The sequence below is a fragment of the Synergistaceae bacterium genome (assembly GCA_012521675.1).
Lineage (GTDB): Bacteria > Synergistota > Synergistia > Synergistales > Aminobacteriaceae > JAAYLU01.
In genome coordinates this window covers 19,001-45,679 of sequence record JAAYLU010000018.1, presented here as the reverse complement: position 1 = coordinate 45,679, position 26,679 = coordinate 19,001, and the positions used below count along the sequence as shown (strand labels likewise).

Genomic DNA, 26,679 nt, shown 5'->3' with positions numbered 1-26,679 from the left:
GCCGTATTCCGTTCATAATGATAACCGTCACGAACAACTCCGGCGACGGACAGCCGGTAAGCCTGGCCAACATCAGGGAGGTCGGGGCGGTCGCTAAGAAGCACGGCATACCGCTGCTATTCGACGCGGCCCGCATGGCGGAGAACGCCTGGTTCATCAAGAGCCGCGAGAGCGAGTGCGCGAACATGTCCATAGCGGAGATCCTGCTCGCCATGATGGAGAACGCCGACGCCATAACGGTCTCCTGCAAGAAGGACCCGCTTGTGAACATCGGCGGGCTCGTCGCCTGCCGCACCGAAGAGATGTACTACAAGCTAGCCCCCAGGGTCATCCTGTTCGAAGGCTTCGCGACGTACGGCGGCCTGGCCGGACGAGACCTCGAAGCGCTGGCGGTCGGACTGCGCGAGATGACCGACGAACAGCACCTGACCCACAGGATAGCCCAGGTGCGCTACCTCGGCGAGCTTCTGGAGGAAGGCGGGGTCCCCTGCATCCAGCCGATCGGCGGACATGCGGTGTTCATCGACGCCGCCGCATTCCTGCCGCACATACCGCAGGCCTCCTACCCCGCCGACGTGCTGTCGGTGGAGATCTATCGAGAGGGAGCGATACGGGGCGTTGGGCTTGGCGCCCTGGCCTTCGAGAGCAAGGACGAGAAGACCGGCGAGAGGATCTTCCCGAAACTGGAGCTCTACCGATTGGCGATCAATAGACGCACCTACACCAACGGCCACATGGAGTACACGGCGGAGAGTATAGTCAACGTCTTCAAGCGCCGCGACTCCATACGATGGAGACTGGAGATGGTCTACGAGCCGCCGGTGCAGGGGCTTAAGCACTTCCTGGCCCACCTGAAGCCAAAGGACCTGTAGGAACGGTAATCCGAAACAGCCCCCGGACCTCTCAGTCTCGGGGGCTGTTTTTTTCCGACAAATACCATCGGGATATCGATCGACTAGCCTCGCTTCGCGTCGCCTGTCGCCTGCTTACCTCCCGTTGGTCGTTCGGGACGACGGGTATTTGTCATCCCGAGCGCAGCGAGGAATCTCCCGCCGAAGGCGGTCCGCTAATGGGTTCCCTGGTCGCAAGCTCCTTGAGATATCGGCTTTGTAGTATAATCGTATGCATAGGAAAAATCGGACCATCACAGGGGGTTGGACTCCTGTCGGTTGTCCGTTACTCTCTTTTGGAAGGTGGTCTTGGCATGATGAGGTCGTCGATCGGAACCCATAAACGCGCAACTCTGATAGCGCCGCTTCTGGCAGTCTTGCTCTGCCTATTCTCCGCTTCTGCGGTGCAGGCCTACGTTTACAAAGTCAAACCCGGAGGGACGGGCGATGGCTCCTCCTGGGAGAAGGCACTGGGAGAGCGCGGATTCATCGAGACCCTGGAAAAATCCGGAAACGGGCACGAGTTCTGGCTCGCAGCTGGGAGCTACCGCCCCTACTCGGTTCCCGACTCCTCCGAGGATCAAAGAGCGAAGGACGACGATACGCCCGAAAAGACGCCCAGGGAACACTCTTTCTTCTTGAACCCCGGTGTAGCGCTTTTCGGAGGCTTCGCGGGGAACGAGACGGCGCGCAGCCAACGTGACTGGGAGAGAAACCCCACGATCTTGAGCGGAGTCATCGAACTGCCCGAAGGCACTTTATCCAACAGCTACAGCGTGGTGGTGGTCAGCGACGACTTCGGCATCCCCTCCACAATGGACGGCCTAACCATAACGGGCGGCAGGGCAAACGACGAGGGCGATCTGGGCTGCGGCGGAGGGATGAGGATAAACAGCGGCTACACAAGGATAACGAACTGCCATTTTCATGACAACCGAGGCGATCACGGAGGCGGGCTTTATGTAAAAGACGGCGCCCCGATGATAAGGGACACTCTCTTCTCGGACAACGAGGGGAACTTTGGAGGCGGCGTTTATGTCGAGGACAGCAGCCTTTCGATATCGGACTGCTCCTTCGCTAACAACAGGGCGAGGTCGGGGGGAGGGCTTCTAACCTACTGTGCCAAGGAGGACGAGAGTGCCGCTCAAACCGCTGCCCCGTCCATAGAAAAATCGGCTTTCTACGGAAACGTCGCGCTGGAGTCCGGCGGTGGGATGGCAAACTGGAAGAGCAGCCCCGTGATCAAAGATGTCTCCTTTTCAGCCAACAGGTCCATGATCGAGGGAGGAGGGCTGTTCAATTCGGAGTGTTCTCCCAGGATAACCGCCTCCACATTCGACTCCAACAGATCCGAGAACGGGGGAGCTATCACCAGCTTTGACAGCGACCCGGTCATAATCAACTGCACTTTCTACTCGAACAGCGCCGCTGCAAACGGAGGAGCGATTCTGAACGACAAGAGCAGCGTTATAATCGTCAACTCCACATTTACCCTCAACAGGGCGGCCGTTGGAGGGGGGATGTTCAACTTCCAGTGCAGCCCCGTAGTGGCAAACTCCATACTGTGGAGGGACAGCAGCGAGATTCGCTCCGAGGGCGGGACCATGACCGTCTCCTACAGCATCGTCGAGGGCGGTTTCGGAGGCGACGGCAACATAGACGAGGATCCAAGACTCGGCGCTCTGCTCAACAACGGAGGTCATACAGATACCTGCCTGCCCGACCCCGAGAGCCCCGCCATCGACTCGGGCCTTGCCGTTGGAACAAGGATCTCGGGCAATGTGGCGATCCCGGCCACTGACCAGCGCGGAATGGCGAGGCCCAGGGGAGAAGGCGTCGACATCGGTGCCTGCGAGTACTCCGACGAGCCTCCCGGCCCCGACCCAAGACCCGGAGGGGACGGCGGTGGCGGTTGCAACGCCCTTGGCGGAGGCGCGTCAGTCTTGTTCTTCCTCCTGCCCTTGGCTTTCGGACTGACTGGCAGAAAATAGCGCTTAAAACCAGTAAATCGTTGACATATCGACTCTTGCAACCTACACTTGTGAAAAGAAAAAAGGGGGTGCGGACAGGTGTTTCGTACAGTGACTAGAATCTGCATCGTAATAATCGCGGCCGTCTTTCTGCTGCCGATGGGCTGTGTACCCGCGACCGCTGATATCCTCCTTGAGGGAGTGGAAATGGCGCTTGATACGGCAGAGACACCGGATCCCCCCTCTTCGGACGAGACACCCGCGACCAGCTGGGGCAGCCTGTCCGTCGCACTCCTTCCCGAAGACGCCGAGTCCGCGGGAGCCAGGTGGAGCATCGATGGAGGAAAGACGTGGAGGCGCCCGGAGGATACGCTAGTCCTTGAGGAGGGAGATGTAAACATCACCTTCAGCGGAATAATCGGCTGGAAGACTCCCGACCCCATGCAGGTGACTATCTCCGGGGACAGCGAAGCCAGGGCCGCGGGGGTCTACGCTCCTCTGACCGCATCCGTCAAAATCGCGATAGACGGGCCGGCGGAGGCCGAATGGAGCCTGAACCCGGGAAAACCGGGCGGGTACACCAAGTCGGACGGGCTTTTGGAGGGACTTCTTCCGGGCGATTACGTAGTATCGTTCACCGAGGTCGTCGGATGGCTGAAACCCTCCGACATGATGGTCTCCCTTGCCCCCGGCGGCACTGAAGAGCTGTATGCGGCGTACATTCCCACCGGATCGATCACCATCGAGATCGACGGTCCCGAGGAGGCCGGGTGGAGGCTGGACGGACCGTGGCTGAAAAGCGGCGCATCCCTTGACGGGCTGGCCCCGGGCGAGTACACTGTCTCCTTCCGGGCGACCAGCGGATGGAACACCCCCAACGCGGAGACAGTCGTAATCGACGCCGGAGAGGGCATCTTCATATCGGCCTTCTATGCCCGCATCGGCGGGGCCGCCAGGGCCGGCACCAGCACAAGGATCGAGACGCCGGAAGAACAGACTCCTCCCGGGCCGTCTGGTGGATATGTGGTCGTCCCGGATCTTTACGCCTCTTCGCCTCATACTGCTCACATGCCTCCCGACGATGGGCCTGCCATGCCCACGCCTCCCGATCCATTCATACAAGAGACGGACGAGGACCCGGACGTCCCCGAACCCGTCGAGACCGAAGAAGACCAGGTGATCGTCGATGACGAAGCAGAAGTTGACGACCCCGGTAAGATCGAGGACCGACTGGTCGGAAATCCGGGCATCGGGCCCATACAGGAGCCGGAACCTCAAGAGGACGACGAGGACCCGGCCCCCGGCGAGGCGGCGGAGCCGGTCTTCTCTTTGCTCGACTTCAACAAGACAGAAAATGCCAGGCTTGCAAGCTTGATATCCAATAGACGAAGAATCCTCGATCTCGGACCGGGCCAGCGCTCCCAGATACGAGTACTCACGGCTGATCCCATACCTGCTCTTGAATCCAGAGGCATCACGGACGAGGAATTGCTTGTCTTGTCCGGCAAGCTTGCGTCCCTTATCACAAGAGACGCGGAGGGCAACGAGGCGTCGCCTCTGACTCTCATCGCGGACAGCTTCAAGTTCCAGCCCGTAGAGGAAGACCTTGCAGGCAGATTCCTGACCGTCAGCTACACATTGACGGTGTACCACTCCTCTCTTTCGGCCGCCGACCCGAAGCTGGCAGAAAGAATCAAAGAGGCGATAGAGTCCGGAGAGCCCATGAACGAGGTTCTGCTGCGTGAGATCAGGATATTCAAGGCCGTGGGCGAGGGAGAGAACATTCGCCTGTTCGACTTGGTCAAGTGCGCAACGAGATCCGGGCATCCCTTGGGGGCGTTTTTCACCTCGCACACGAGCGGCCCCGGGGTCGAGGGCTTCTTCGACGCGAGGGAGAGAGACTCCGCCTACGTGATCAACTTCCGTGCACTCCTCTTCGACGGCGCGGCGCGCAACCCGGATAAAGCGGTACAGCCGTTCCAAGAGGGATGGTTCATATTCCTGGACGGCCTCAAGGACGGGATCTTCTCGGATCCGATAATCCTCGCCGTCCCCTCCCCGAATTCCGACCCGGAGGAGAATACCAACGGATGCCAGCTCCTGCCCGGGGGCACGGGCACGGGGACGCTTTTGCTGCTTCTGCCCCTCCTGATCGTCGTGCTCCGCCGACCTTGATGAAAAAGACGCCCCTTTGCAAAGGGGCGTCTTTTTTTTCGTGCCGTCTCTACTTCTTTTTGTAGACGTCCTTCGGGGTCCACTCCTTCCAGACGTTGCCGACAAGCTCCGGCCCCGGCTTGAGAACCTTTCCTCCCGGAGTCCAGCCCGACGGGGTGACCTCTCCCCCGCCAGTCTTGCGCACAAGCTGGAACGCCTGGATCTGGCGCAGGGTCTCGTCCACGTTGCGCCCGACCGGAGGGGTAAGCACCTCCATCGCCTGGATCACTCCGTCCGGGTCGATTATGAAGCGCCCGCGAACGTCCACTCCGTGCGCAGCATCGTACACCCCGTAGATCGTCCCTATCGCCCCGCCGCCGTCCGAACCCATGTGGAAGGGAACTCCCCCGGCCTCTATCATCTTGGAGAGCTCCACGTCGTTCCACACCTTGTGGACGAACTGGCTGTCGACGCTCATGGATATAACCTCGGTTCCAAGAGCCTGAAACTCCGCGTAACGGTCGGCGACCGCCGACACCTCCGTCGCTCATACGAAAGTGAAATCGCCCGGGTAGAAGCAGAGCGACACCCACTTCCCCGCGAACTGCGACAGCTTTACGGTCGTGAAACCACCCTTGTAAAACGCAGGCGCGGTGAAATCAGGCGCCTTCATCCCGACTGTTACTCCCATCCGAACGACCTCCTTCTTGATAGTCTCGCCATGGGCGGCGTCCTTTCCGACGCCCTCCACCTCAGGGGCGGGAACAGTGCAACCTGCCTTAGCCTCGCTCACGACTAATCCCCCTTTCTTTTGAATGCAATACTTGTGCCTGCACTAAAGATACCACATTGAAAGTCCATGCGCACGTATTTACGATGGTTAGTATATGATAATTCATTTAAAAGTCAAGGCATTTTAGTTTTTTGCTCCATATTCAAAGTACCGGTCGTATCTGATTGACGCGACCCCGGCCAAGTAGTATAGTCCGCATGACATGTATATGACTATGTGTCGTGGAGGGAGTCCGCAGATTCGCCTGTTGCCTGTTGGAAAAGGCGAGCCCTTCTCTCCCGAGAACGTCCGGACGCCCAAGCGCCGCCCGGCGTTCGTGGAGCCTCGGATAACGGTAGAGTACTCCAAGTGCATCTACAGGGAAAAGAGATTCAAGTACGAGATCTTGTTCGGCATCCAGTGTTTCAAGGGGGCGTCGCCCTCGATAACAATACAGGGAAGGTGTTGCAGATGCTCAAGGGTCTACAGAAACTAGGCAAGGCTTTAATGCTTCCGGTGGCAGTGCTGCCGGCGGCCGCGCTGCTTCTCAGGCTGGGCGCGGACGACGTTTTGGATATTCCTTTTGTGATGCAGGCGGGGGCGGCGATCTTCGACAATCTTGCGCTGCTGTTCGCGGTCGGCATCGCGGTGGGAGTGGCTTTCGACGGGGGCGGCGCGGCGGCCCTCGCGGGAGCTGTAGGCTATTTCACCCTTACCAAGGCGGTCGTCACGATCAACCCCGATATCAACATGGGGGTGCTGGCGGGGATCATCTCCGGAGTGACGGCGGGTCTGCTCTACAACAAGTACCACGACGCCAAACTGCCGGACGTGCTGGGCTTCTTCGGAGGGAAACGGTTCGTCCCGATAGTGGCCTCCATTGCCAGCATCGTGCTGGCCCTCGTGTTCGGCTACGTCTGGCCGCCCGTTCAGGACGCCATCCACAGGGTAGGCGAATGGCTGCTGGGCGCGGGGCTGATGGGCGCCTTCACCTTCGGCACTCTTAACCGGCTGCTCCTGCCGCTCGGGCTGCACCACGTGCTGAACAGCATGGTCTGGTTCGTGTTCGGCGAGTTCACCAACGCGGCGGGTGCCGTGGTAACAGGCGATCTTCACCGTTTCTTCGCGGGCGACCCGACGGCAGGGATCTTCATGACCGGCTTCTTCCCGATCATGATGTTCGCCCTTCCTGCGGCCGCTCTCGCCATGTACACAACGGCCAAGGAAGAGAACAAGAAGGCCGTGTCCGGGATCCTGCTCAGCGTGGCTCTGACATCCTTCCTGACAGGCATAACCGAGCCGATAGAGTTCGCCTTCATGTTCCTCGCGCCCGTTCTCTACGTGGCCCACTCCCTGCTAAGCGGCGTCGCACTGGCAGTATGCACGATGCTGGGGGTGCACCACGGCTTCGGCTTCTCCGCCGGGGCCATAGACTACGTGCTGAACTACGGACTGTCGACCAAGGGGTGGATGATCATCCCGATTGGTCTTGCCTTCGCGGCCGTCTACTACTTCCTCTTCGTCGCGGTTATCAGGGGCCTCAACCTGCTCACTCCGGGTCGCGAGGAGGAGGCGATCGGCGCCACGGCGGCGGCAGTGTCGAAGTCAGACCTCGAGAAGCTGGCCCTGGACTACCTGGCTACCCTGGGCGGCGCCGACAACATCGAGGAGATAGGCGCGTGCATCACTCGCCTTCGCCTCGTGGTTCGCGACGGCAAGCTGGTCCAGGAGGCAAAGATAAAGGCCCTTGGCGCCACCGGCCTGGTTCGCCCAAACTCCACTACTCTGCAGATCGTCATAGGCACGAAGGCCGAGCTGCTGGGCGACGTCATGAAGAGGCTCATGAAGAAGTAGGGAGGCTTCGCCCGTACCGGATGGCGCGGCGACCACCGCGCGGACCGGTAAAATGCCGGAACTTGGGCGGACCGCCCAAACCGGTCGCTATGACGAGCCCTCCCTTCGCGAGCCGGAGGGAGGGCTCTTTGGCGCGGAGGTGGTGGAATGAAGGCGCTTGCAGGGAGTAGAATAGTCGCCGGCAGATCCTGGTTTGACGGTCTGGCGCTGCTGTTCGACGAACGAGTGATCGACTTCGTCCCGGAGGCGGAGATCCCGTCCGGGGCGGAGCTGCTGGACGCAGGCGGTGCATGGATCGTCCCCGGCTTCATAGACGTCCACGTCCACGGGGGGCTCGGATCGGACGCGATGGACGCGGAGGCCGGCTCGCTCGAGACCATCGCGGCGGGCCTGGCGGCTCATGGTGTCACGGCCTTCTGCCCCACCACGATGACGATGTCCTCGGAGCGTATCGAGGCCGCTCTCGACGCGGTGAAGGTTGCTAAGGGGGCGGTATGGAACGGCGCGACAGTGCTGGGGGCCCACCTCGAGGGACCGTTCATCAGCCCCGGTCGCGTCGGTGCCCAGGACGGCACCCATGTTCGACGGCCCGATCCGGGGTTCGTCCGGAGGTGGAGCGATGTCCTTCGACTGGTGACATTCGCCCCCGAGGAAGATGAGGCTTTCTCCCTCCTCAAGGCCCTGCGGGAGGAGGGCATAGTTCCATCTATAGGGCATTCGCAGGCGACCTACGAACAGGCCATGCAGGCATTCGACCGGGGAGCGAGCAGCGTGACCCACCTGTTCAACGGCATGCCACCATTCCACCACAGGGAGCCGGGACTGGTGGGAGCGGCCCTCGACGCCGACGTCTTCTGCGAGCTTATCGCCGACGGAGTCCACTCTCACACGGCGGTCTTCCGCCTGTTGCACAAGATAAAGGGCCTTGACAGGGTCGTGCTGGTGTCGGACGCCATGCGCGGCGCAGGGCTGGGCGACGGGGAGCGGGACCTTGGAGGGCAGAGGGTGATGGTGCGAGGAAGGAGGGCGTTGCTGGCGGACGGGACGATCGCCGGAAGCGTGCTGACTCTCGACGTCGCCATGAAGAATTACGCCTGCTCGGTCGGGCTGCCCCTTTGGGAGGCGGTCAGACTCGTTTCGGCCAACCCCGCGAAGCTTATCGGGGAGAGGCACAGGGGCAGGCTAGAGCCCGGCTATTACGCCGACTTCGCGCTGCTCGACGACGACTGGAGCGTTATAGGGACTTATATCGGAGGCAAGGAGGTCTTCAACCGAAATGCGCATTGTAATCGCAAAGGACTATGACCGGATGAGCCGCATGGCGGCCTGCATACTGGTCTCTCAACTAATTCAAAGGCCGGAGAGCGTGCTCGGGCTGCCGACCGGAGAGACGCCCAAGGGACTCTACAGGGAGCTTGTACGGCTGCACGGGGAGGGGGTCGCGGATTTCTCGCACGCGATCTCGTTCAACCTGGACGAGTACGTCGGCCTGAGGCCCGACGACCCTCAGAGCTACCGCTTCTTCATGCAGGAACACCTCTTCTCCCACGTAAACATCAGGCCGGAGAGCACCCACATCCCCGACGGCACCGCGAGCGACCTGGAGGCGGAGAGCCTGCGCTACGAGGAGGCCATCCGCAAGGCGGGCGGAATCGATATCCTGGTGCTCGGACTGGGGCGCGACGGACACATAGGCTTCAACGAGCCGGGGAGCGAGCTTAGCGTCCACACGCACCTGGCCCGGCTAAGCGACAGCACTATCGAGGCGAACTCGCACTTTTTCGCCGACGGGGAGGTGCCGACGACCGCGATCACGATGGGGGTAGGGACGATAATGAACGCGCGCCGCATACTCCTCCTCGCGTCTGGCCAGTCGAAGGCCGAGCCTGTCCTTGGAATGACGCGCGGGCCGATAACGCCGGAGCTTCCCGCATCCCTGCTTCAGCTCCACCCGGACACGACTGTCATTCTGGACGAGGCCGCGGCCGCCCTCCTGGGATGAGAAAGGAGAAACAGGTGACAAGACGCATTCTGGACGCGAACGCGTCCGACCTGCTCGCCATGAGCGGGCGCGAGCTTCTGACCAGCATAAGGTCCGCCGAGGGGCGCACCCTCGCCGCGGAGGTGATAGCCCCGGCGGCGGCGCTGCTGGGCGACGTGACCAACGCCGAGGTGGCGAGGGCCTTCGGCGCGGACATCATCCTGCTGAACATGTACGACGTGCTCGCCCCGAATATCGAGGGCCTGGAGATAGGCAGCGACGAGGAGTTCTTCCTGAGGACCTACGGGCAGGGGCGTGCGGCGAGCGTCCGGGGCGACGGCGCTCCCTCGGCCATATCGGCCCTGAAGCGGCTCGTCGGACGGCCGATAGCGATAAACCTGGAGCCGGTGGACACGGCGGAGCGCCTCTCCGGGCCGCAGGTCGCACTTCCGGAGGGACGCAGGGCGACGCCCGGGATCGCCAAACTCGCTATAGAGCAGGGAGTGGACATGCTCCTGATAACCGGGAACCCGGCCACCGGCGTGACGACATCCTCGATAGCCGAGTCCATCAGGGGCATACGAGAGGCGGTGGGGGCAGACCCGATCATCGCGGCGGGAAAGATGCACGCGGCCGGGTCGCTCGCGGACGCGGGTGCGGACCTGGTGGACGAGTCTATCATAGAACGCTGGATTGATGACGGCGCGGACATAGTCCTCATCCCCGCCCCCGGCACAGTGCCGGGCATCACGCCCGAGCTGGCGCGTTCGCTCGTCGAGATGATACACTCGAAGGGCGCCATGGCGATGACCTCCATCGGCACGTCGCAGGAGGGAGCGGACGAGAGCACCATCAGGCGTATCGCCCTCTGGTGCAAGTGCAGCGGGGCGGATATCCACCACATCGGTGACTCGGGCTACAGCCCGGGCGTGGCAGTGCCGGAGAATATCCTCGCCTACTCCATCGCGATCCGCGGCAGGCGCCACGCCTGGCGCAGGATGGCGGCCTCGATAGCGAGGTGACGGACTTGTTCGGGCTGGAAGGAAAGCGACTCGAACTGCTGGCTCCCCTCAGCGGGAAGGTCGTGCCGCTGGAGCTGGTTCCCGACCCGGTCTTCGCAGAGAGGATGATGGGCGACGGGGTCGCTCTTATGCCGGACGAGGGGGGGAACGTGCTCGCCCCTTGCGACGGCGAGCTGGCGGCCCTCTTCCCAACCGGGCATGCCTTCGGTATCAGGGGGGCGCACGGCCTGGAGATACTTGTGCACGTGGGGATAGACACTGTCTCCCTCGAAGGCGAGGGCTTCGCCCTGCTGGCCTCCGCGGGGGACACTGTAAAGGCTGGCGAGCCTATAGTCCGCTTCGATCTCGCACTTGTCGCCTCGAAGGCCCCCTCCCTGCTCACGCCGGTGATCATCACAACCGGCGAATTGGTGAAGTCGCTCAGCGCGGCATTCGGCAGGGTGCGCGCGGGAGTGGACGTCCTGCTGACGGTGGAGGCCAAGTGAGGACACGGTAGAGAGGCACGCCGCAGGACGATAAGATAAGAAGGGAGGACGGTAGATGCCGTCGCTATCAAAGAAGATGGGCTACTCCAGGAGGCTCGACGCCTTCTTCAAACACACGGCTGTCGACGCCGTGCTTCTGTTGCTTATCTCCGCCTCGGTGGTCACGGCGGTGCTCTCGCTCTTTATCGACAGTGATTCGTTGGAAACGTGCAACCTCTTTTTCTCGGCGATATTCGCCGTCGAGCTCTCCGCCCGATTCTTCACTTATTCGACGGATAAACGAGAGTACCTGCCCGACTGGTGGATGGACTGGGTGGCCACCATCCCGTGGGACGAGTTTCTATTCTTCCTTTTCCCCGGCGGAGGCGCATCCATGCTGCGACTGCTTCGCCTGCCCCGCATATTCAGGCTGCTTCGCTTCCACAGCATGAAGAGCTCCGAGGCGGCTCGCAGCCTCTCCTATCGGTTCAAGCGGCTGCTGGAGGTCTCGATGCTCCGGCAGGTGATGACCATGATCCTGGTCTCGCTCGGCTTCGTATGGGTCTTCACTGCCATACTGAACGCCCTCGGGGCCGGCTTCGAGCACGGCGACAATCTCTGGTTCTCCCTGATAACGATGATCAGCTCGGACAGCATCTTCGAGGTAAGCGGGCAGGAGACCGCGGTCAAGGTCGCGATCCTGGTCCTTTCCTTTATCGGCATAGTTCTGTTCAACGGCGTGCTGATAGCCATCATCATCGGAAAGCTGATGGAGCGCCTCGACGACCTGAAGAGCGGCCGGGGCGAGGTCCGCGAGAAGGGGCACATCGTGCTGCTCGGCTTCAACGAGTGCGTCCCTCACATAATAGATGAGCTGGAGAGCTACTGCATCAACGAGAGGAAGAGGCTTATAAGGGTGGTGGTCGCAAGGGAGCGCCCGCCCGAGTCGTCCGACCAGATGATAGAGTCCCGGCCTCACGTGGAGGTCATAACCAGGATCGGCAGTTTTCACAACGCCGAGGCGCTCGAGAGGATATCGGCACACAAGGCCCGGGCCGTGATAGTGCTGGGCGAGAGGGCGGCGAACAGCAGGCTCTCGGAGCGACTGAACGACCCGGTGGTAACACGCACGCTCGTCGCGCTGGAGACTCTGCTCGACAGCAAGCAGGGCGGCAGGCACGAGCCGGTGATAGTGCTCAACTACCTGGACCTGAGCAGGAGCTACCATGTCACGGAGTTCCTGCGGCCGTTCGGCAACAGGAGCGTGAAGGTCTTCTTCAACCCGGTCTTTTTCACGGGAAAGCTGATCGCCGCCATGTGCGTAAACCCCTTCGCCGAGGACATATACAACGAGCTCCTCACCCCTGAAGGGAACGAGTTTCACATAGTCGCCCTCCCCGACGGGACGCCGTGGAAGTGGCGCGACCTGATGAATGCCTTCCCGAGGTCGGTCCCGGTGGGCTACAGGGGTCGGGACAACGAGTTCGTCATGGTGCCTCCGCCCGACGACGAGCTGCCGGGCGGCACGGACGTCATCGTCCTGAGCGAGGACTCCTACGACGCGTCGTTCTTCGAGTCCAGGACGAAGCCCTATGCCGACGGAGAGGGCCCGTCGCCCTGGTGCCCGGACGTCCCACCCTCCGGAGATCTGCTTATAGTCGGAGTCAACCCGAGGCTGCCCTTCATCATCGACGAGATGTCGTCGGTGGATGTGTCCGTCACGATCGCGGACAACCAGACCGACGAGGAGTTCAGGGCTTGGTACGACGAGTACTCGAACTCGCCCCTGCCGGGCGGGGTGGCTTTCACCGAGTGCCGCTTCCGCAACGAGGAGGAGATTAATTCCGCGCTGGACCTGCCCTCCTTCGACATGATCGTGCTGCTGGCGGACGGCTACCTGCTTGACTCCGCCACGCCCGACCAGATCGACGCGGAGACGACCTCCAAGCTGCTGATGTTGAGCCACATGATAGAGGAGGCCGTCGAGAAGGACGTCCGCCTTATCGTGGAGACCCTGACCGTGGACTCGGAGGCCGTCGTGCGCAACATAAGGAGCTGCTCGAACGTCATAGCCCCTCTGACGACGGCGAGGCTTCTGACGACCTTCGCGCTTCAGCCGGAGTTCGAGGAGCTCTTCAGAACCATCATCCAGTACGGAGACGTGGATATCGCCTGCAGCCCCGTCGAGGACTCGGTCCCCGGGTTCGAATCGGACAGGACCACCTTCGCCGAACTGCTCGGGGGTTCTCACAACGGCTGCATCCCCCTGGGCTGGGTGGAGCCGGAGCCGCCGGAGACGGGCGCTCATATAGAGCGCAGTGCCCGAAAGGTCGTTCTCAACCCCTCCAAGAAGAGCAGGGTCCCGTGCGGAGCGGACATTGTTTTTCTGCGCAGGCAGGAGTGCGACCGAGCATAGAGAGGTGCGCTCCGTGCTATACTACACATTTGGAAGAGCGCGCAGCCGGCGCGCAAGATCGCATGCGGGAGGGAGATAGATGGCGATCAACCCCGAGCTTGACAAGTTCATTCCCCTGAGGACCGACGACCTGGTCGACGCCCTGTGCGAGGAGTCGCGGACAGAGGCGGACGCCGAGAAGTTCCGAAGGGTGGCGGAGCTGGTGGAGGCTACCTACCACTATGACTTTCACGACACACTTAAGAGGGCGCGCAGGGCGTATCACATATTCAACCCGGACGCCGATACTCTGAAGTTCGGCCTCGACAACGAGTCGCACGACCTCCGGTTCGCAAAAATGGTGGAGGCGTTGAAGGAGCTCCTTCTGGCCGCCAACTACCGGGAGTTCCCAGTAGAGGAACTCAACGAGATAATGACCAAGGCAGCCCCCCGGGGGTTGAATATAAAGGTCAACCTCGACAAGTACGACGAGGTGCTCATCTTCCGCAGGGGAAGCATGTTCGCCCCCAAGCCGAGGACGCCTCTCTCCTGGTGGAGCTCCCTCCGTGGAAAGAAGGAGTCGGTCGAGCCGGAGCTCGAGGAGGTCATCCAGCGGCTTATGATTCTCATCAGGTTGAAGAGCAGCGAGGACGTGGAGGAGTTCTACGAAACCTACGTCAAGACAGCCGCGGAGACCGAGCGAGAGAGGGAAAAACGCATGGCCAGGGAGGCCGTCCAGGGGAAAAAGCCGGAGAAGAAGGCCCCCGCCGATACGGACGAGACTCCCACCATCTTCCTGAAGGCCTTCAAGAACGTCCCTGTCTCAACCCTGCAGACCCTCTTCCCCGACATCACGATACAGATGACACTGGTGGACAAGGGCAAGATACTGCTCCCACTGGCGGCGGGCATCCTCGGAGTGGTGAACCGCGTCATACCCGCCATACTGGTGATAGGCACCCTGGTAACCGCCGTCGTAGCGGGAAGGGCGATCGACTGGGCTCACTTCAAAGAGCAGCTCTTCCCGATACTAGCGGCATTAGTGATAGTCGGCACCATCTCCTTCAAGGTCTTCTCCAAGTACAGGATAACCAAGGACAGGCACCAGGCCAAGCTGATGAAGACCCTCTACTTTCACAACCTTGACAACAACGCCGGCGTATTCGACTTCCTGGTTCACGAGGCCGAGGAGGAGGAGTGCAAGGAGGCGCTGCTGGCCTACTGGTTCCTTCTGACAGAGCGCAACCGGAACGGAACGAGCTTCACTGAGGAGGAGCTGGACGACCGAATCGAGGAATGGCTGAAGGACAGGTTCGGAGTGGAGCTGGACTTCGAGGTCGACGACGCTCTGCGCAAGCTGGAGGACAAGGGGCTTCTGACCAAGGAGGAGGGCGAAAGACTTGTCGTCCCGTCGCTTGACGATACCCTCTTCAGGCTGGACGAGCTCTGGGACAACATATTCACCTACAGCAACTAAAGACCAGGGGCGGCCTCGAGGCCGCCCCTTTCTTGCTTTCGTCGCGGCAGTTACGTCGCCCGAGCGGTCTCTCCGCGACGTGCGAGGAAGCGAAGCGCCTCCCCTATCAGTATCACGGGCGACGTGGCAATTATTATGAGAACCCAGTCCAGGACGGACAGGGGCACAGTGCGGAAGACACCGCCGCCTAACTGCACCATCAGCACCTGTCCGGCGACTATCAGGACGACTATGCCGATGAACCAACGGTTGTCCCTCAGTCCGCTGAACGAAGAGCTGCTCAGCCCCATCCTGCGCGCGTTGAACAGGTTCCACACCTGCAGCATGACGAATACGCTGAAGAAGACCGTCAGCTCGCGCGACGACACTCCGCCTCCCCTGATGAAGAGCAACATCGATGCCATCGCGACGACGAACAGCGCCCCGTAGCCGAATATGCCCCTCGCCATCTCCGGAGTGACTATGAACGAGTCCGGGTTCCTCGGCCCTGCGCGCATCACCTCTGGATGGGGCGGCTCCGTGGCCAGCGCCAGGGCCGCAAAGGTATCCATGATCAGGTTCACCCAGAGCATCTGGATGACAGTTAGCGGCAGCTCTATCCCGATCACCGGCCCCAGCAGGACTATCGCCATCGCCGACACGTTCACCGTCAGCTGGAAGAGGATGAAGCGCTGTATGTTCTGGTAGAGCCCCCTGCCCCACATTATCGCGTTGACTATGCTGGTGAACGAGTCGTCGAGCAGTATTATATCGCTGGCCTCCTTGGCCACGGCCGTCCCTCTCTTGCCCATCGACAGACCGACGTTCGCATGGTTCAGGGCCGGGGCGTCGTTGGTCCCATCGCCCGTGACAGCCACCACCTCTCCCCTCTCCTGCAAGGCCTTGACCAGCTTCAGCTTGTGCGACGGCCTGGCCCTGGACATCACCTTCAGCTCGTCAAGCATCCTCCCGCGGGACTCCGGCCTGTCGACCAGCTCCTCGAACTCGTCCCCGGTGAGCAGAGAGTGCTCGGCCTCCACGCCATCCTCGATCAGGCCGATCTGCCTCGCTATCTCCCGCGCGGTCTCCCGGTTGTCGCCGGTGACTATCTTCACCTCGATCCCCGCCTCCGCGCACGAGCGTATCGCAGCGGGCACGTCGTCTCGCACCGGGTCGGAGATCGCCGCGAAGCCGAGCCAGGTCAGATCGCCGGACAGCTCCGAAGCGTCCCCTTCCGTCCCCTCGGGAATTCGGCGGGAGGCCAGGCCTATCACTCTCATCCCCCTCCTCTGGAAGGAGCGCACCGAGGCCATTATCTCCTCCTTGTGATCGTCGGTGAACAGCTCGCTGCCCTCGAAGAGCAGGATCCGCGAGCATCTCTCCATAAGGATCTCAGGCGCACCCTTGGCGTGCAGGGTCGTCAGCCCGTCGCGCCCCCGGCCCAGCGTCGCCATGAACTTCCTCTCGGTCGAGAAGGGGAGCTGGTCGATCACGTCGAAGGAACCCCTTATCCTCCTGTAGTCCTCCCCACGCTCGTAGAGCCACATCAGCAGAGCGCCCTCGGTCGGGTTGCCCAGCACCTCCGTCTCGCCCGATGACTTGGACAGGTTGGCGGTCGAGTTCGCCGCCATAGCCTCGTAGAGAAGATCGGTCGACGTCGAGTAGGCGGGCACGCTCAGCTCGTGCACCCTCATCCTGTTCTGAGTCAGGGTGCCTGTCTTGTCCGTGCAGATCACGGTGGCCGCACCGATCGTCTCGCACGCGTGCAGCTTGCGCACCAGGTTGTTGGACGCGGTCATCTTCCTCATGCTGTAGGCCAGCGAGAGGGTCACGCTCATTGCCAGCCCCTCCGGCACCGCAACCACTATGAGGGTGATGGAGATCATGAAGAACTGGAGGAACTTCCTGCCCGCGTCGACGTTAAGGTACTCGCCGAGCGACGACGGCAGGACCCCGGCAAGGTAGGACGCGAGGGAGGCAACTACGAAGAAGGCAGCCCCGAAGAGCAACGGCTTGACCCACTGCCAGACTCCCTCCTTCTCGAGCCACTCCGGTCGCCTGCGTTCCCTTCCCAGCAGGTCGATCGCGTCGTAGACTATCGGCAACCACACGCGCACCGAGGCCACCAGGAAGGTCGCGGCCAGCACGAGCGAGAAGATCCACTGTCCCCGATCCATCTCCAGCTCCCCCGACACCTTCGCGTGAAGGCTCAGAGATACGAAGAGCACGGCCGCGACGCCGAATCCGACGACCCCTATGACCTTGCTCAGCCCGTCGAGCCGACGGCTCAACGGGGTGCGCTCGTCCGGGGTCTCGTATGCCTCTTTCGCGGTCCTGCCGATCTCCGTGGCGTCCCCTACCGAATCGATGCGGAAGACCCCGTGCCCGTCCTGGACCATCGTGCCCCTGTAGACGAGGTGCGACGGGTAGGCTGTATTGCTTTGAATCCCCGCGCTCCGGGGGTCGTCCTCCGGAAGCTTGGTGACGGCCGCGGACTCGCCGGTCAGAGTCGACTCGTCCACCTGCAGCGACACGGCCTCCAGCACGGACGCGTCGGCCGGAACCTCCTCGCCGGTCTCCAGCAGCAGGATGTCCCCCACGACCAGGTCCCTCCTCGGCACGCTGCGGTACTCGCCGTCGCGGATCACCTCGAAGCCCACGTCGTCGCTCACCCTGTTGAGTATGTCGAACTCCTTTCCCGCCTTGTACTCGTTGATGAAGGCCATGGTCGTGGCCAGAAAGATCGCGACCACTATGCCGACAGCCTCCAGGTATTCCCCGCGCGCCAGCCCGGCCAGGAAGGCTATGCACGCCGCGATGAGCAGTATTCGTATGACCGGGTCGTCGTACTTCTCCAGGTAGAGCCTCCACCACGGCGCCCGGGCGGGCGGGGTCAGAGTGTTCTCGCCGTGAATCTCCCTGCTTTCAAGGACCTCTCGCGAGGTCAATCCCTCGTACCTTTTCATTCGGCACCTCCGAAAGTGTTTGCTTCCATCGCAACTTATTTATTATACGCTCTTTCGCCCGCCTTGCGTTCCTCGGAAGGAGCCTTTGGACGCGGTGACTTTTACACACTGCCCTGTCGTTATGGTAAAATTCCAAGACGGACTCGGGGACCGAATTCCTTAAAAACGGAGTCGAAGGAGATGATACCATGTGCCACTGGTTTGCCTGCAATAAGCGGACTATTCTTTGGGCGTTCGTTCTGTCGCTGCTCCTGCTCGGTGCGGAGGTCTCGGAGGGGGCGGTTGTCTACGTCAACTCGGTCGCGAGCGGCACAAACGACGGTACCTCTTGGGCCGATGCCTTCGTCAGGCTTCAGGACGGGCTTGCGGCCGCAAGCAACGGCGACGAGGTCTGGGTGGCCGCCGGCGTATACAAACCGACGACCGGCACGGACCGGTACAAGTCCTTCGCTATGAAGACGGGCGTTGCGATTTTCGGCGGCTTCTCCGGGAGCGAGACGTCGAGGGAGCAGCGAGATTGGGAGAGTAACGAGACGGTGCTCTCCGGAAACATCGGCGACCCGGAGGACCACGCCGACAACAGCATACACGTGGTGCGATGCGAAAAAGTCGGCGCGGGCGCGACGCTGGACGGATTCACCGTGACGGGCGGAAATGCGAACTACTCCGGCCCGCTGGAAAATCTGGGCGAACACGGAGGCGGGATGATCATCGTAAATGGAAGCCCGACGATAGCCAACTGTCACTTCACCGGGAACCGGGCGGATAACCTGGGAGGCGGCATCGTCCTCTACCACAACAAGCTCCCGGTAGAGATCAGGGACTGCCTCTTCTCCGACAACACAGCATGGCGGGGAGGAGGTGTCGCGAACCAGTTCACCAGCTCGACCACCTACACGGGATGCCTGTTCCGCAACAATCACGTCGGCCAGATGGGTGGCGGGATGTCGAATGAATCCTGCTCTTCGCTGGAGGTGTCCGGGTGCGGTTTCTTCGGCAACAGCTCGGGAAAAAACGGGGGAGGCATGTACAACTCGGGCTTCCAAAACTCAGACAACAGAATCGAGGAATCCGTCTTCTCCCTTAACACGGCGGCCGAGGATGGCGGAGGCATGTACGTGAATTATGGATTCACCAAGATGGAGATCGCCGGGTGCACCTTTTTCGGTAACAACGCCGAAATTGGAGGCGGCCTCTGGGCGGACATCAACTCCCCGGTAGTGAACTGCACCTTCTCGGCCAACTCGGCCAAGACGGGGGGCGGCATGATGCTCGTCAACAGCAGCAGGCCGGTCATCCTCAACTGCACTTTTGCCGAGAACACCGCCTCCGTCCAGGGAGGGGCGATACACAGCCACAACATGACAAAGACGACCGCGACCAACTGCATCTTCTGGTCGGGCGGCGCCTCCACCGGACAGCTGACCGCCGACTCCTCCTCCACCGTCGAAGTGTCCTTCTCCGTCACTGATCAGCCGGGCGCGGGCAACACGCAGGACGACCCGATGCTCGGCTCCCTTGCGGACAACGGCGGGCCCACCCCTACTCACGCGCTGCTCGAAGGCAGCTCCGCGATCGACGCGGGGATCAACCAGGATGCGCCGCCCGTGGACCAGCGAGGCGTGCCCCGACCGCAGGGGCAAGCGGTCGACATGGGTTCTTACGAGAGCGGAGGCCAGTCCCCCGCACCGACGCCCCCGGGCGCGGGCGGAGGCGGCGGCTGTTTAGTCGGAGACTCGCCCTTCGCCCTGCTGCTGGCACTGCCCCTCCTGCTGCTCAAGTCTCACTGACGGCACCATTCTGCCCGGGGCCTCCCTTTTCGAGAGGCCCCGGCCCCTACCCTTTCGCCTCCCCGGCGAACCTCGCCGCCCCCTTGACGTGACGACGAATCCTCTTTTCCTTTCTCCATTCCTCCCGATGAGGGACATCAAGTTTCCCCCCTAAACCTGCGACAGCGTGTATAATAATATAATACATTTTTGACAGGCAGGTGCGAAAACACGATGAAGGGAATCGGCGTTTCTCCGGGAATTGCAATAGGCAGGGCGGTCATTCACTGGAAAGAGCGGATCGATATTGTGAAGGAGTACGTCGACTACCCGGAGCGCGAGGTCAGGCGATTCCGCAACGCCCTGGAGTTCGCCGGGGAGCAGATCCGCAAGTCCTACTCCAGGGTGCTTAAGAACGTCGGGCCCAACGAGGCGGCCATCTTCGAGGCCCACGGGCTGATGCTGCAGGATCCTGACTTCACGGGACGTATCGAAGGGCTGATAATGGACGAGAACGCTAACGCGGAGTGGGCCGTGAAGCAGGTGGCGGACAGCCTGGTACAGATCTTCGAGGACATGGAGGACGACTATATGAAGGCCCGCTCGGACGACGTCAGGGACATCTCCGAGAGGGTGATCAAGCTGCTTCTGCAGGTGAGCGGGTCGGGAATGACCCGCCTCAGCGAGAGGGGCATCCTGGTGTCGCGCGACTTCACCGCCTCCGACATGTCGCAGATGGATCGGGAGCTGACGTTGGGGGTGATCTCCGAGACGGGCGGCAGGACGTCCCACGCCGCTATAATCGCTCGGACCATGCAGATACCGGCGGTCATGAGCGCGCAGGGCATCTTGGACGCTGTCGATGTAGACGATCTGCTCATCATGGACGGCGAGACCGGGGAGGTCATAGTCAATCCGGACGATGAGACATTGGCCCGATACAGGGAGAAGAAGGAGAGATACGAGTGCTTCATTGAAAAACTCTCCGAGATCCGCGGCAAGGAGACGGTCACGCTCGACGGGGTCAGGGTGGAGCTCGGCGCTAACGTGGGCTCGTCGCGCGACCTCGACGAGGTTATAAAGAACGACGGCGAGGCGATCGGCCTCTACCGCACGGAGTTCCTCTACCTGGAGAGCTCCATGCTTCCCACCGAGGAGGAACAGTTCGAGGCGTACAGGACGGTCGTGGAAGGGATGCAGGGCCGACCGGTGGTCATCAGGACGCTGGACATCGGCGGGGACAAGAAGCTCGACTACCTCTCCATCCCCGAGGAGGAGAACCCCTTCCTCGGCTACCGGGCCATAAGGCTCTGCCTCGACCGGCAGGAGATCTTCAGGGTCCAGCTTCGGGCCATGCTTCGCTCCAGCGCCTTCGGGAGTGTGCGTATTCTCTTCCCGATGATCTCCTGCCTGAGGGAGCTGCGAGAGGCGAAGGCCATGCTGGAACAGGCAAAGGACGACCTGAGGCGTGCTTCCGTACCGTTCGACGAGGAAGTGAAGTCCGGGATAATGGTCGAGGTGCCGTCGGCGGCAATACTGTCCGACCACTTCGCCCTGGAGTGCGACTTCTTCAGCATCGGGACGAACGACCTCATCCAGTACACGGTCGCCGTGGACAGGGGCAACGACAAGCTGGCCCCCCTCTACTCCCCCTACCACCCGGCGGTGCTGCGCCTGGTGAAGACAGTCATCGACAACGGCAAGGCCGCGGGAATACCCGTCGGCATGTGCGGCGAGGCCGCGGGCGACCCGAAGCTCATTCCGGTGCTGCTTGGTATGGGGCTGACCGAGTTCAGCATGAGCCCGGCATCGATACTGCACGCCAGGTGGATACTGCGCGGCCTGAAAAAGGCCGAACTCGAGAGGGCGGCGGAGCACGCATTATCGCTGAAGACGACCGCCGAGGTGGAGGAGTTCTGCGACTCGCTATTGCGCTCCTTCGACCTCTGCCGGTAAGCGGAGATGATCCGCGAGAAGCGCAGGAGCAACCCCTCGGGCCTTCCGGCCTTCCTTCGTCCCCTTTTCTGGGACGCCGACTGGTTGGCCGTGGACATCGAATGCAACCGCACGACGATAATCGAGCGAGTGCTGAACCTCGGCGACGAGGCGCAGCTATCCTGGCTTAAGAGCAACGTGCCGGGCGAGGCGATACGAGAAGTCGTAGTATCCAGCCGCCGCCTGAGCAGGAAAACGGCACGCTGCTGGCAGAACTACTACGGCCTGAAGGAGGAGGAGATGCGGTGTTTTGGGATGTTCTCGATGAACACAGACAATCTCTTCTGAGGGAGATATGCGCCGCCCCCCCCTTTCCGGACGCCTACCTGGCCGGAGGAACAGCGCTGGCCCTGATTTACGGGCACCGCCAGTCGGAGGACTTCGACTGGTTCCTGCCCGGCTCGTTCGACCCGGGCCTGCTGGTGGATGTCCTTCGCCGCTTCGGCCCCGTAAAGATAGCCGAGACTCATTCCGGCACCTTCCACGGCTGGATAGGCGAGGTCCGGGTCACCTGGCTCCACTACCCCAATCCCCTGCTTGAGCCGCTGGTCGTCCCGGACGAACTGCCCGGGCTTTCGATGGCCTCGCCTCTGGACATCGGCCTGATGAAGTGGGCCGCCCTGGCCGACAGGGGCGCGCGAAAGGACTTTCTGGATCTATACGAGCTCTCCCTGAAGGGAATATCGCTGGAGAGCCTGTTCCCGCTCCTGCCGCGCAAGTACCCCGGTGCCAGGCCGAACCTGTATCATATGGTGAAGAGCCTTGCCTTCTTCGACGACGCGGAGAGAGATCCTTGGCCGGTCATGACGAGGAAGACCGACTGGAGCGTACTGAGGCGTCACTTCCTGGGAGAGCAAAAAAGGCTGATGGACAGGTTGGGCTGAGAGTCCTGCACCTGGCATGAACCATCGGCATCCGCCGTTTTAATCCTTCTCCCGGTCCTCGGGAAGCCATTTTTGCAGCATTGAGCGGAGGGCGTCCAGCGTGGCCGGCTTTGCCAGGTAGTCGTCCATCCCCAGCCCGATGTACCTCTCCCGGTCGCCCTCCATGGCGTGGGCGGTCAGGGCTATTATCGGTATGCGTCGGTATGCCGAGTACTCGGGGTCGCTTTTGATCCTGCTCACAGCCTCCGCCCCATCCATGACCGGCATCTGCACGTCCATCAACACCAGGTCGTAATCGGCCCTCCCCAGGGCCTCAAGCGCCTCCGCTCCGTTGGACGCGGAGTCCGCCTCCAGGCCGAGTTTTTTCAGCATGACCAGGGCGACCTTGGTGTTCACGCGACAGTCGTCGACCACCAGCACCCGCGCCCTGGCACCGGCCGAGTCGACATCCACCGGCTCGACGATCGCCGGGGAACGGCTTGCCGCCCTGGCCCCGGTGCCCTTTTCAAGGCGCACCTCCAACCAGAACTCGGATCCCGGCCCGCCGCCGGAATGGGATCCCGGCACGGGGCTTTCGACGCCCACTTTTCCGCCCATCATGCTCGCAAGCTCTCTGGAGATGGCAAGGCCCAACCCGACCCCGCCGAACTTCCTGGTGCTGGAGGGGTCGACTTGGGTGAACTTTTCGAACAACTGTTCCTTCAAGTCCTCGGCCACCCCTATGCCCGAGTCCTTCACTGAGAAGCGGACGAGGACATCGCTGTCCGTCTCCTCGATTGTCTTTACGTGCAGGGAGATCCCTCCCTCGCTCGTGAACTTGACCGCGTTGGCTATGAAGTTCGCCAAGATCTGGCGAAGTCGGTCGAGATCCCCCATCAGGGGAGACGGGACGCATGGATCGACCTCGACTCGGAACCCCAGCCCCTTCTCACTGGCGCGCACCGAGAAGAGAGCGTTAATGTCGTCGGCCAGCGTGCGAAGGTCGAGCTCCTCTGTCACGAGCTTCAGCTTGCCCGCCTCTATCCTGGAGAGGTCGAGGATGTCGTCGATGAGGGTTAGCAGGGAGTCGCCGCAGTTCCTGACCGTCTCGGCGTACTCGATCTGCTCGTCGTCCAAGTCGGTGGAGAGCAGCAGCTCTATCATGCCTATTATGCCGTTCATGGGGGTGCGAATCTCGTGGCTCATATTGGCGAGAAAGGCGCTCTTGGCTACGTTTGCGGCCTCCGCGCGGCATGCCATCTCGTTCACCTGTCTCATGGTCTCCACGAGGGATTTGTTGGTGCGCTCAAGCTTGCGGTAGCTGCGGACGTTCGCAACGGCGAGGGAGAGTATCGGCTGCACCGCGGCCGCGCTGTTGAAGTAGCGCTCCCTGTACTTCGGTACGGCCAGCTCGTCGACCAGGAGATAACCCATGGTCTCCCTCTCGCGGTGCATGCGAAGCAGGAAGCCCCCATCGTCCCCCCACCAGGAACAGGACTCCTCCGTGGACAGCATCCTTTCGACCGCCCCCTCGGGCAGTTCGCGGTATGCGGGGAAGGGGACCGGCTCCCCCGGCTCTCCGTCGAGGACCGGGACATAGGCCTGGAAGGACGGGGCGCAGAGGATGTCGATCACCTCGAACAGGGCGGTCAACATCTCCTCCTCGGCGGTGTGCTGCACCAGCCGGCTCATCATGTCCAGCAGCATGGCGTAGTCGGCGGCGAGGCCGACCGGTTCCGAGGCCGCGGGCGCTTCTCCTCCGCGCGGCTCGAACCTTCGGAGGGCATCGCCCAGGAGGAGCTCGGCCATCTCCAGTCCGACCGGTATTATCTGGAATGGCCGGTCCACGTAGGCGGCCAACTCGGCCATGCTCGGGCCGCAGTCGGGGTACACCTCCGTGTCGAGCAGGATCAAGCGATCGCACGACTCCGCGAAAAAGCTCCTTGCTCCGTCGTCGTCGAACCCCCAACCCTCACCGATCCTCTCCCTCCAGCGCTCCAGCCACCCGGGGGTGATCAGGTAGGCGCCGTCGGCCTGAAGATGCCCGACGAGCGGCGCGGGCATAAAGAGATCAAAACTTCGCCCGATGACCGAGACACTGCGGGGGGATTCAGCACCCGAACTCCTCTCCACCAAGCAGGGGCTGCCGACGACGAGAATACGGTCGTAGCGACTCGCCTCGTCCCTTATCACGTCGTCGAGAGGCAAAGCGGAGGGCGACTTATAAGAGCAGTCACAGGGAAAGGAGGCTACATCGCAGGAGGCCAAGTCCATCCGTGCGACGATCGCCTCCATCTCCCTGCGAAGGGCCCTGCAAGAAAGGATAAGAGTCGTCTTAGCCATCTAGTCCAGCCAGTCGAGCGGATACACTCCCCATCTGCGCACCGCCTCTCCCATGGCTAGGATCACATCGTCGGAGACCTGCCAGGGTATCTCGCCGTGACTGTCGGAGAGGATGAAGCCCCCTCCCCGACCGGCGGCGGCTATCGCACTCTTGACCTCCTCCTCGGCCTTGGCGGGGGACCACCTCCTCATCTCGAGCCCGTTGAGGTTTCCAACCAGGGCGATCCTGCCCTCGGTGAGCCGCTTCAGCTCGCCCAGGTCCTCCTCGCAGCCGGCGGAGAGCACTCCGACACCCGTCTGCAGCACGTAGTCCAGGATGGGGATGCTCCTTCCGGAGGCGAAGTGCATGGCCACAGGACCTCCGATGCGGGAGATCGTGCGCTTGGCGATGTGGAAACCGGTCTCGCGATACCGCTCGCTCGGCAGTATTGTGGGCGACGATATCGGGTCGAAATAGACGACAGCGGTCGAGCCCGCCTCGACCTGCGCCCTGCCCCACTCGACGGTGAACTCCTCGTTGAGCTCCATCAACCGCGCGAAGAGATCCGGCCTCTCGTGGAGCAGTATCAAGTAGTTCTCAAGCCCCATCTGCATCGCAGGGAGCGAGAAGGGGGATATGACCACGCTGAGGATCGGCACCTCGTCTCCGACCTTCTCCTTCATGAGCCTTATGGCATCGAGGGTCTTCAGCAGGGACGGGGAGTCCTTCACCCTCGGAGGCCGAAGGGACATTATCAGCTCCTGGTCCGTCAGAGGCGGCATCCCACAGTTCGGCGGCCCTTCGTCGTAGTAGATGGTCTCGCCGCCCCACGCCTCCACCTCGGCGGACGCATGGAGAAAAGAGTAGAGGCAGTCGTGCCCGAACTTCTCCCTCATCCGGAGCTGGGCCTCGGCCACGTTGGATCCCTTGGAGAAATACTCTTTTATCGAGAGCCCAAGCTCCCTTGCACCGATCATGGTCAGCAGGGGGAACCACGGTACCCTGTCCGGTTCCTTCAGCGAGAGGGCCGTCAGCACCCTGTCCATCGAGGATATTGATTCGCGCTTCATAGCAGATCACCCCCGGAAAACCGAGCAATCATCGACACGACCTCACTGGCGTTCCTGCACATCGCGTCCGCACCTGTCTCGCGCCACAGCTCCGGCTCCAGGCGGAAGGGCGCGCCTCCGACCACGATCTTTACCGGACGCCCCAGGCGGTTCAGCCCGTCGCGCACCCTCCTCACACTGAGAGCGGAGTTGAGCATCAGGGTGGACACCAGCAGCAGATCCACGCCGTCGGCCCCGGCGCGCTCGACCAGAGTGTCCGCATTCGTGCTTCCGTAGTCGAAGAAGGTATGCCCCGCCGCTGTGAGGGTGGCCGCAACCATTCTCTTGCCGAGCATGTGCCTGTCCTCCAGCACCGCCAAGCCTATCCTGGCCTCGCCGTCCGATGGCTCGGCGCACTGCGGCAGGAGCCTGCCTACCAGCTCCTCGCATATCCTTCCGCTCATGTAGACCTGCGAGAGGGAGACCTTCCCGTCCTCCCACAGCCTGCCCAGCCTCTCCATCGCCGGCACCACGTCCTGCTCGACACGGACCGCGACCGGACGCTCGTCCCTCTCGTCGGTGAGAAGCCGCGATACCTCGAGACGGTTCAGAGCTATCAACGCCGCCTCAAACTCGCTCGAACGCACCTCTCCTGATCTCATCACTTCACCTCCGCCAGCGCCTTGAACACTGTTTGTCCATATACTCCGACTATGGGGCCGGATTCGTTCGTCTCGCTATTATACATTGCCGTGC

At 62.0% G+C, this 26,679-nt stretch carries 21 protein-coding genes; 15 read left to right on the top strand and 6 right to left on the bottom strand.

Features of this window, described 5'->3' with window-relative positions:
* The 3 genes from GX181_02235 to GX181_02225 form a co-directional block, all read left to right on the top strand.
* Nucleotides 1–872: tryptophanase (locus GX181_02235; protein NLM70766.1), on the top strand; the 872-nt coding region annotated here is incomplete at its 5' end.
* Between the two features lie 332 nt (nt 873–1,204).
* Nucleotides 1,205–2,881, top strand: coding sequence for a right-handed parallel beta-helix repeat-containing protein (locus GX181_02230; GenBank protein ID NLM70765.1), 1,677 nt, complete (start codon nt 1,205–1,207; stop codon nt 2,879–2,881).
* Nucleotides 2,882–2,959: 78 nt separating this feature from the next.
* Complete coding sequence (locus tag GX181_02225; GenBank protein ID NLM70764.1) at nt 2,960–5,035, top strand: hypothetical protein; 2,076 nt, start codon at nt 2,960–2,962, stop codon at nt 5,033–5,035.
* 49 nt (nt 5,036–5,084) lie between these two features.
* On the opposite strand, the gene GX181_02220 is transcribed toward GX181_02225, so the two are convergent.
* Both GX181_02220 and GX181_02215 read right to left on the bottom strand, forming a co-directional pair.
* On the bottom strand, nt 5,085–5,552 hold the full coding sequence (locus GX181_02220) for a redoxin domain-containing protein (protein ID NLM70763.1): 468 nt from the start codon (nt 5,550–5,552) through the stop codon (nt 5,085–5,087).
* Between the two features lie 9 nt (nt 5,553–5,561).
* Nucleotides 5,562–5,705, bottom strand: coding sequence for a redoxin domain-containing protein (locus tag GX181_02215; protein NLM70762.1), 144 nt, complete (start codon nt 5,703–5,705; stop codon nt 5,562–5,564).
* Nucleotides 5,706–6,054: 349 nt separating this feature from the next.
* On the opposite strand from GX181_02215, the gene GX181_02210 reads away from it, so the two are divergent.
* From GX181_02210 to GX181_02175, 8 genes are all read left to right on the top strand, one after another.
* Nucleotides 6,055–6,282, top strand: a complete 228-nt coding sequence (locus tag GX181_02210) for a hypothetical protein (protein NLM70761.1) — start codon at nt 6,055–6,057, stop codon at nt 6,280–6,282.
* Complete coding sequence (locus GX181_02205; protein ID NLM70760.1) at nt 6,252–7,640, top strand: PTS transporter subunit EIIC; 1,389 nt, start codon at nt 6,252–6,254, stop codon at nt 7,638–7,640. The genes GX181_02210 and GX181_02205 overlap by 31 nt, the downstream gene beginning before the upstream one ends.
* Before the next feature lie 147 nt (nt 7,641–7,787).
* Nucleotides 7,788–8,945 carry an N-acetylglucosamine-6-phosphate deacetylase gene (gene nagA / locus GX181_02200; protein NLM70759.1) on the top strand — a complete coding sequence of 386 codons (1,158 nt, stop codon included), beginning with the start codon at nt 7,788–7,790 and terminating at the stop codon, nt 8,943–8,945.
* Nucleotides 8,917–9,642 carry a glucosamine-6-phosphate deaminase gene (nagB, locus tag GX181_02195; protein NLM70758.1) on the top strand — a complete coding sequence of 242 codons (726 nt, stop codon included), beginning with the start codon at nt 8,917–8,919 and terminating at the stop codon, nt 9,640–9,642. Before nagA ends, nagB begins: the two co-directional genes overlap by 29 nt.
* A complete protein-coding gene (locus GX181_02190; protein ID NLM70757.1) occupies nt 9,639–10,643 on the top strand; it encodes a haloacid dehalogenase-like hydrolase in 1,005 nt (334 codons plus the stop codon). The genes nagB and GX181_02190 overlap by 4 nt, the downstream gene beginning before the upstream one ends.
* Before the next feature lie 5 nt (nt 10,644–10,648).
* Complete coding sequence (locus GX181_02185) at nt 10,649–11,128, top strand: PTS glucose transporter subunit IIA (GenBank protein ID NLM70756.1); 480 nt, start codon at nt 10,649–10,651, stop codon at nt 11,126–11,128.
* 55 nt (nt 11,129–11,183) lie between these two features.
* Entirely contained in the window at nt 11,184–13,523 is a 2,340-nt protein-coding gene (locus GX181_02180; GenBank protein ID NLM70755.1) for a hypothetical protein, read from the top strand.
* A 79-nt stretch (nt 13,524–13,602) separates the two neighbouring features.
* Nucleotides 13,603–14,979, top strand: a complete 1,377-nt coding sequence (locus tag GX181_02175) for a DUF3754 domain-containing protein (protein NLM70754.1) — start codon at nt 13,603–13,605, stop codon at nt 14,977–14,979.
* Between the two features lie 50 nt (nt 14,980–15,029).
* Here GX181_02175 and GX181_02170 read toward each other — a convergent pair whose 3' ends face one another.
* Complete coding sequence (locus GX181_02170) at nt 15,030–17,924, bottom strand: calcium-translocating P-type ATPase, PMCA-type (GenBank protein ID NLM70753.1); 2,895 nt, start codon at nt 17,922–17,924, stop codon at nt 15,030–15,032.
* A gap of 188 nt (nt 17,925–18,112) precedes the next feature.
* Between GX181_02170 and GX181_02165 the strand changes: the two genes are divergently transcribed.
* From GX181_02165 to GX181_02150, 4 genes are all read left to right on the top strand, one after another.
* Complete coding sequence (locus GX181_02165; protein ID NLM70752.1) at nt 18,113–19,714, top strand: right-handed parallel beta-helix repeat-containing protein; 1,602 nt, start codon at nt 18,113–18,115, stop codon at nt 19,712–19,714.
* Between the two features lie 213 nt (nt 19,715–19,927).
* A complete protein-coding gene (gene ptsP, locus GX181_02160; GenBank protein NLM70751.1) occupies nt 19,928–21,649 on the top strand; it encodes a phosphoenolpyruvate--protein phosphotransferase in 1,722 nt (573 codons plus the stop codon).
* 6 nt (nt 21,650–21,655) lie between these two features.
* Complete coding sequence (locus GX181_02155; GenBank protein ID NLM70750.1) at nt 21,656–21,976, top strand: hypothetical protein; 321 nt, start codon at nt 21,656–21,658, stop codon at nt 21,974–21,976.
* The gene (locus tag GX181_02150) at nt 21,934–22,572 is read left to right on the top strand and encodes a nucleotidyl transferase AbiEii/AbiGii toxin family protein (protein ID NLM70749.1); all 639 of its coding nucleotides are present in this window, start codon (nt 21,934–21,936) and stop codon (nt 22,570–22,572) included. Before GX181_02155 ends, GX181_02150 begins: the two co-directional genes overlap by 43 nt.
* Nucleotides 22,573–22,611: 39 nt before the next feature.
* Here GX181_02150 and GX181_02145 read toward each other — a convergent pair whose 3' ends face one another.
* From GX181_02145 to GX181_02135, 3 genes are read right to left on the bottom strand one after another with little or no spacing between them, the layout of a single operon-like run.
* Complete coding sequence (locus GX181_02145) at nt 22,612–24,894, bottom strand: response regulator (protein ID NLM70748.1); 2,283 nt, start codon at nt 24,892–24,894, stop codon at nt 22,612–22,614.
* Nucleotides 24,895–25,944 (bottom strand): methylcobamide--CoM methyltransferase MtbA, encoded by a 1,050-nt coding sequence (locus tag GX181_02140; GenBank protein NLM70747.1) that lies wholly within the window; start codon nt 25,942–25,944, stop codon nt 24,895–24,897.
* Nucleotides 25,941–26,585, bottom strand: a complete 645-nt coding sequence (locus GX181_02135; protein ID NLM70746.1) for a cobalamin-binding protein — start codon at nt 26,583–26,585, stop codon at nt 25,941–25,943. The genes GX181_02140 and GX181_02135 overlap by 4 nt, the downstream gene beginning before the upstream one ends.
* Between the last annotated feature and the right edge of the window lie 94 nt (nt 26,586–26,679).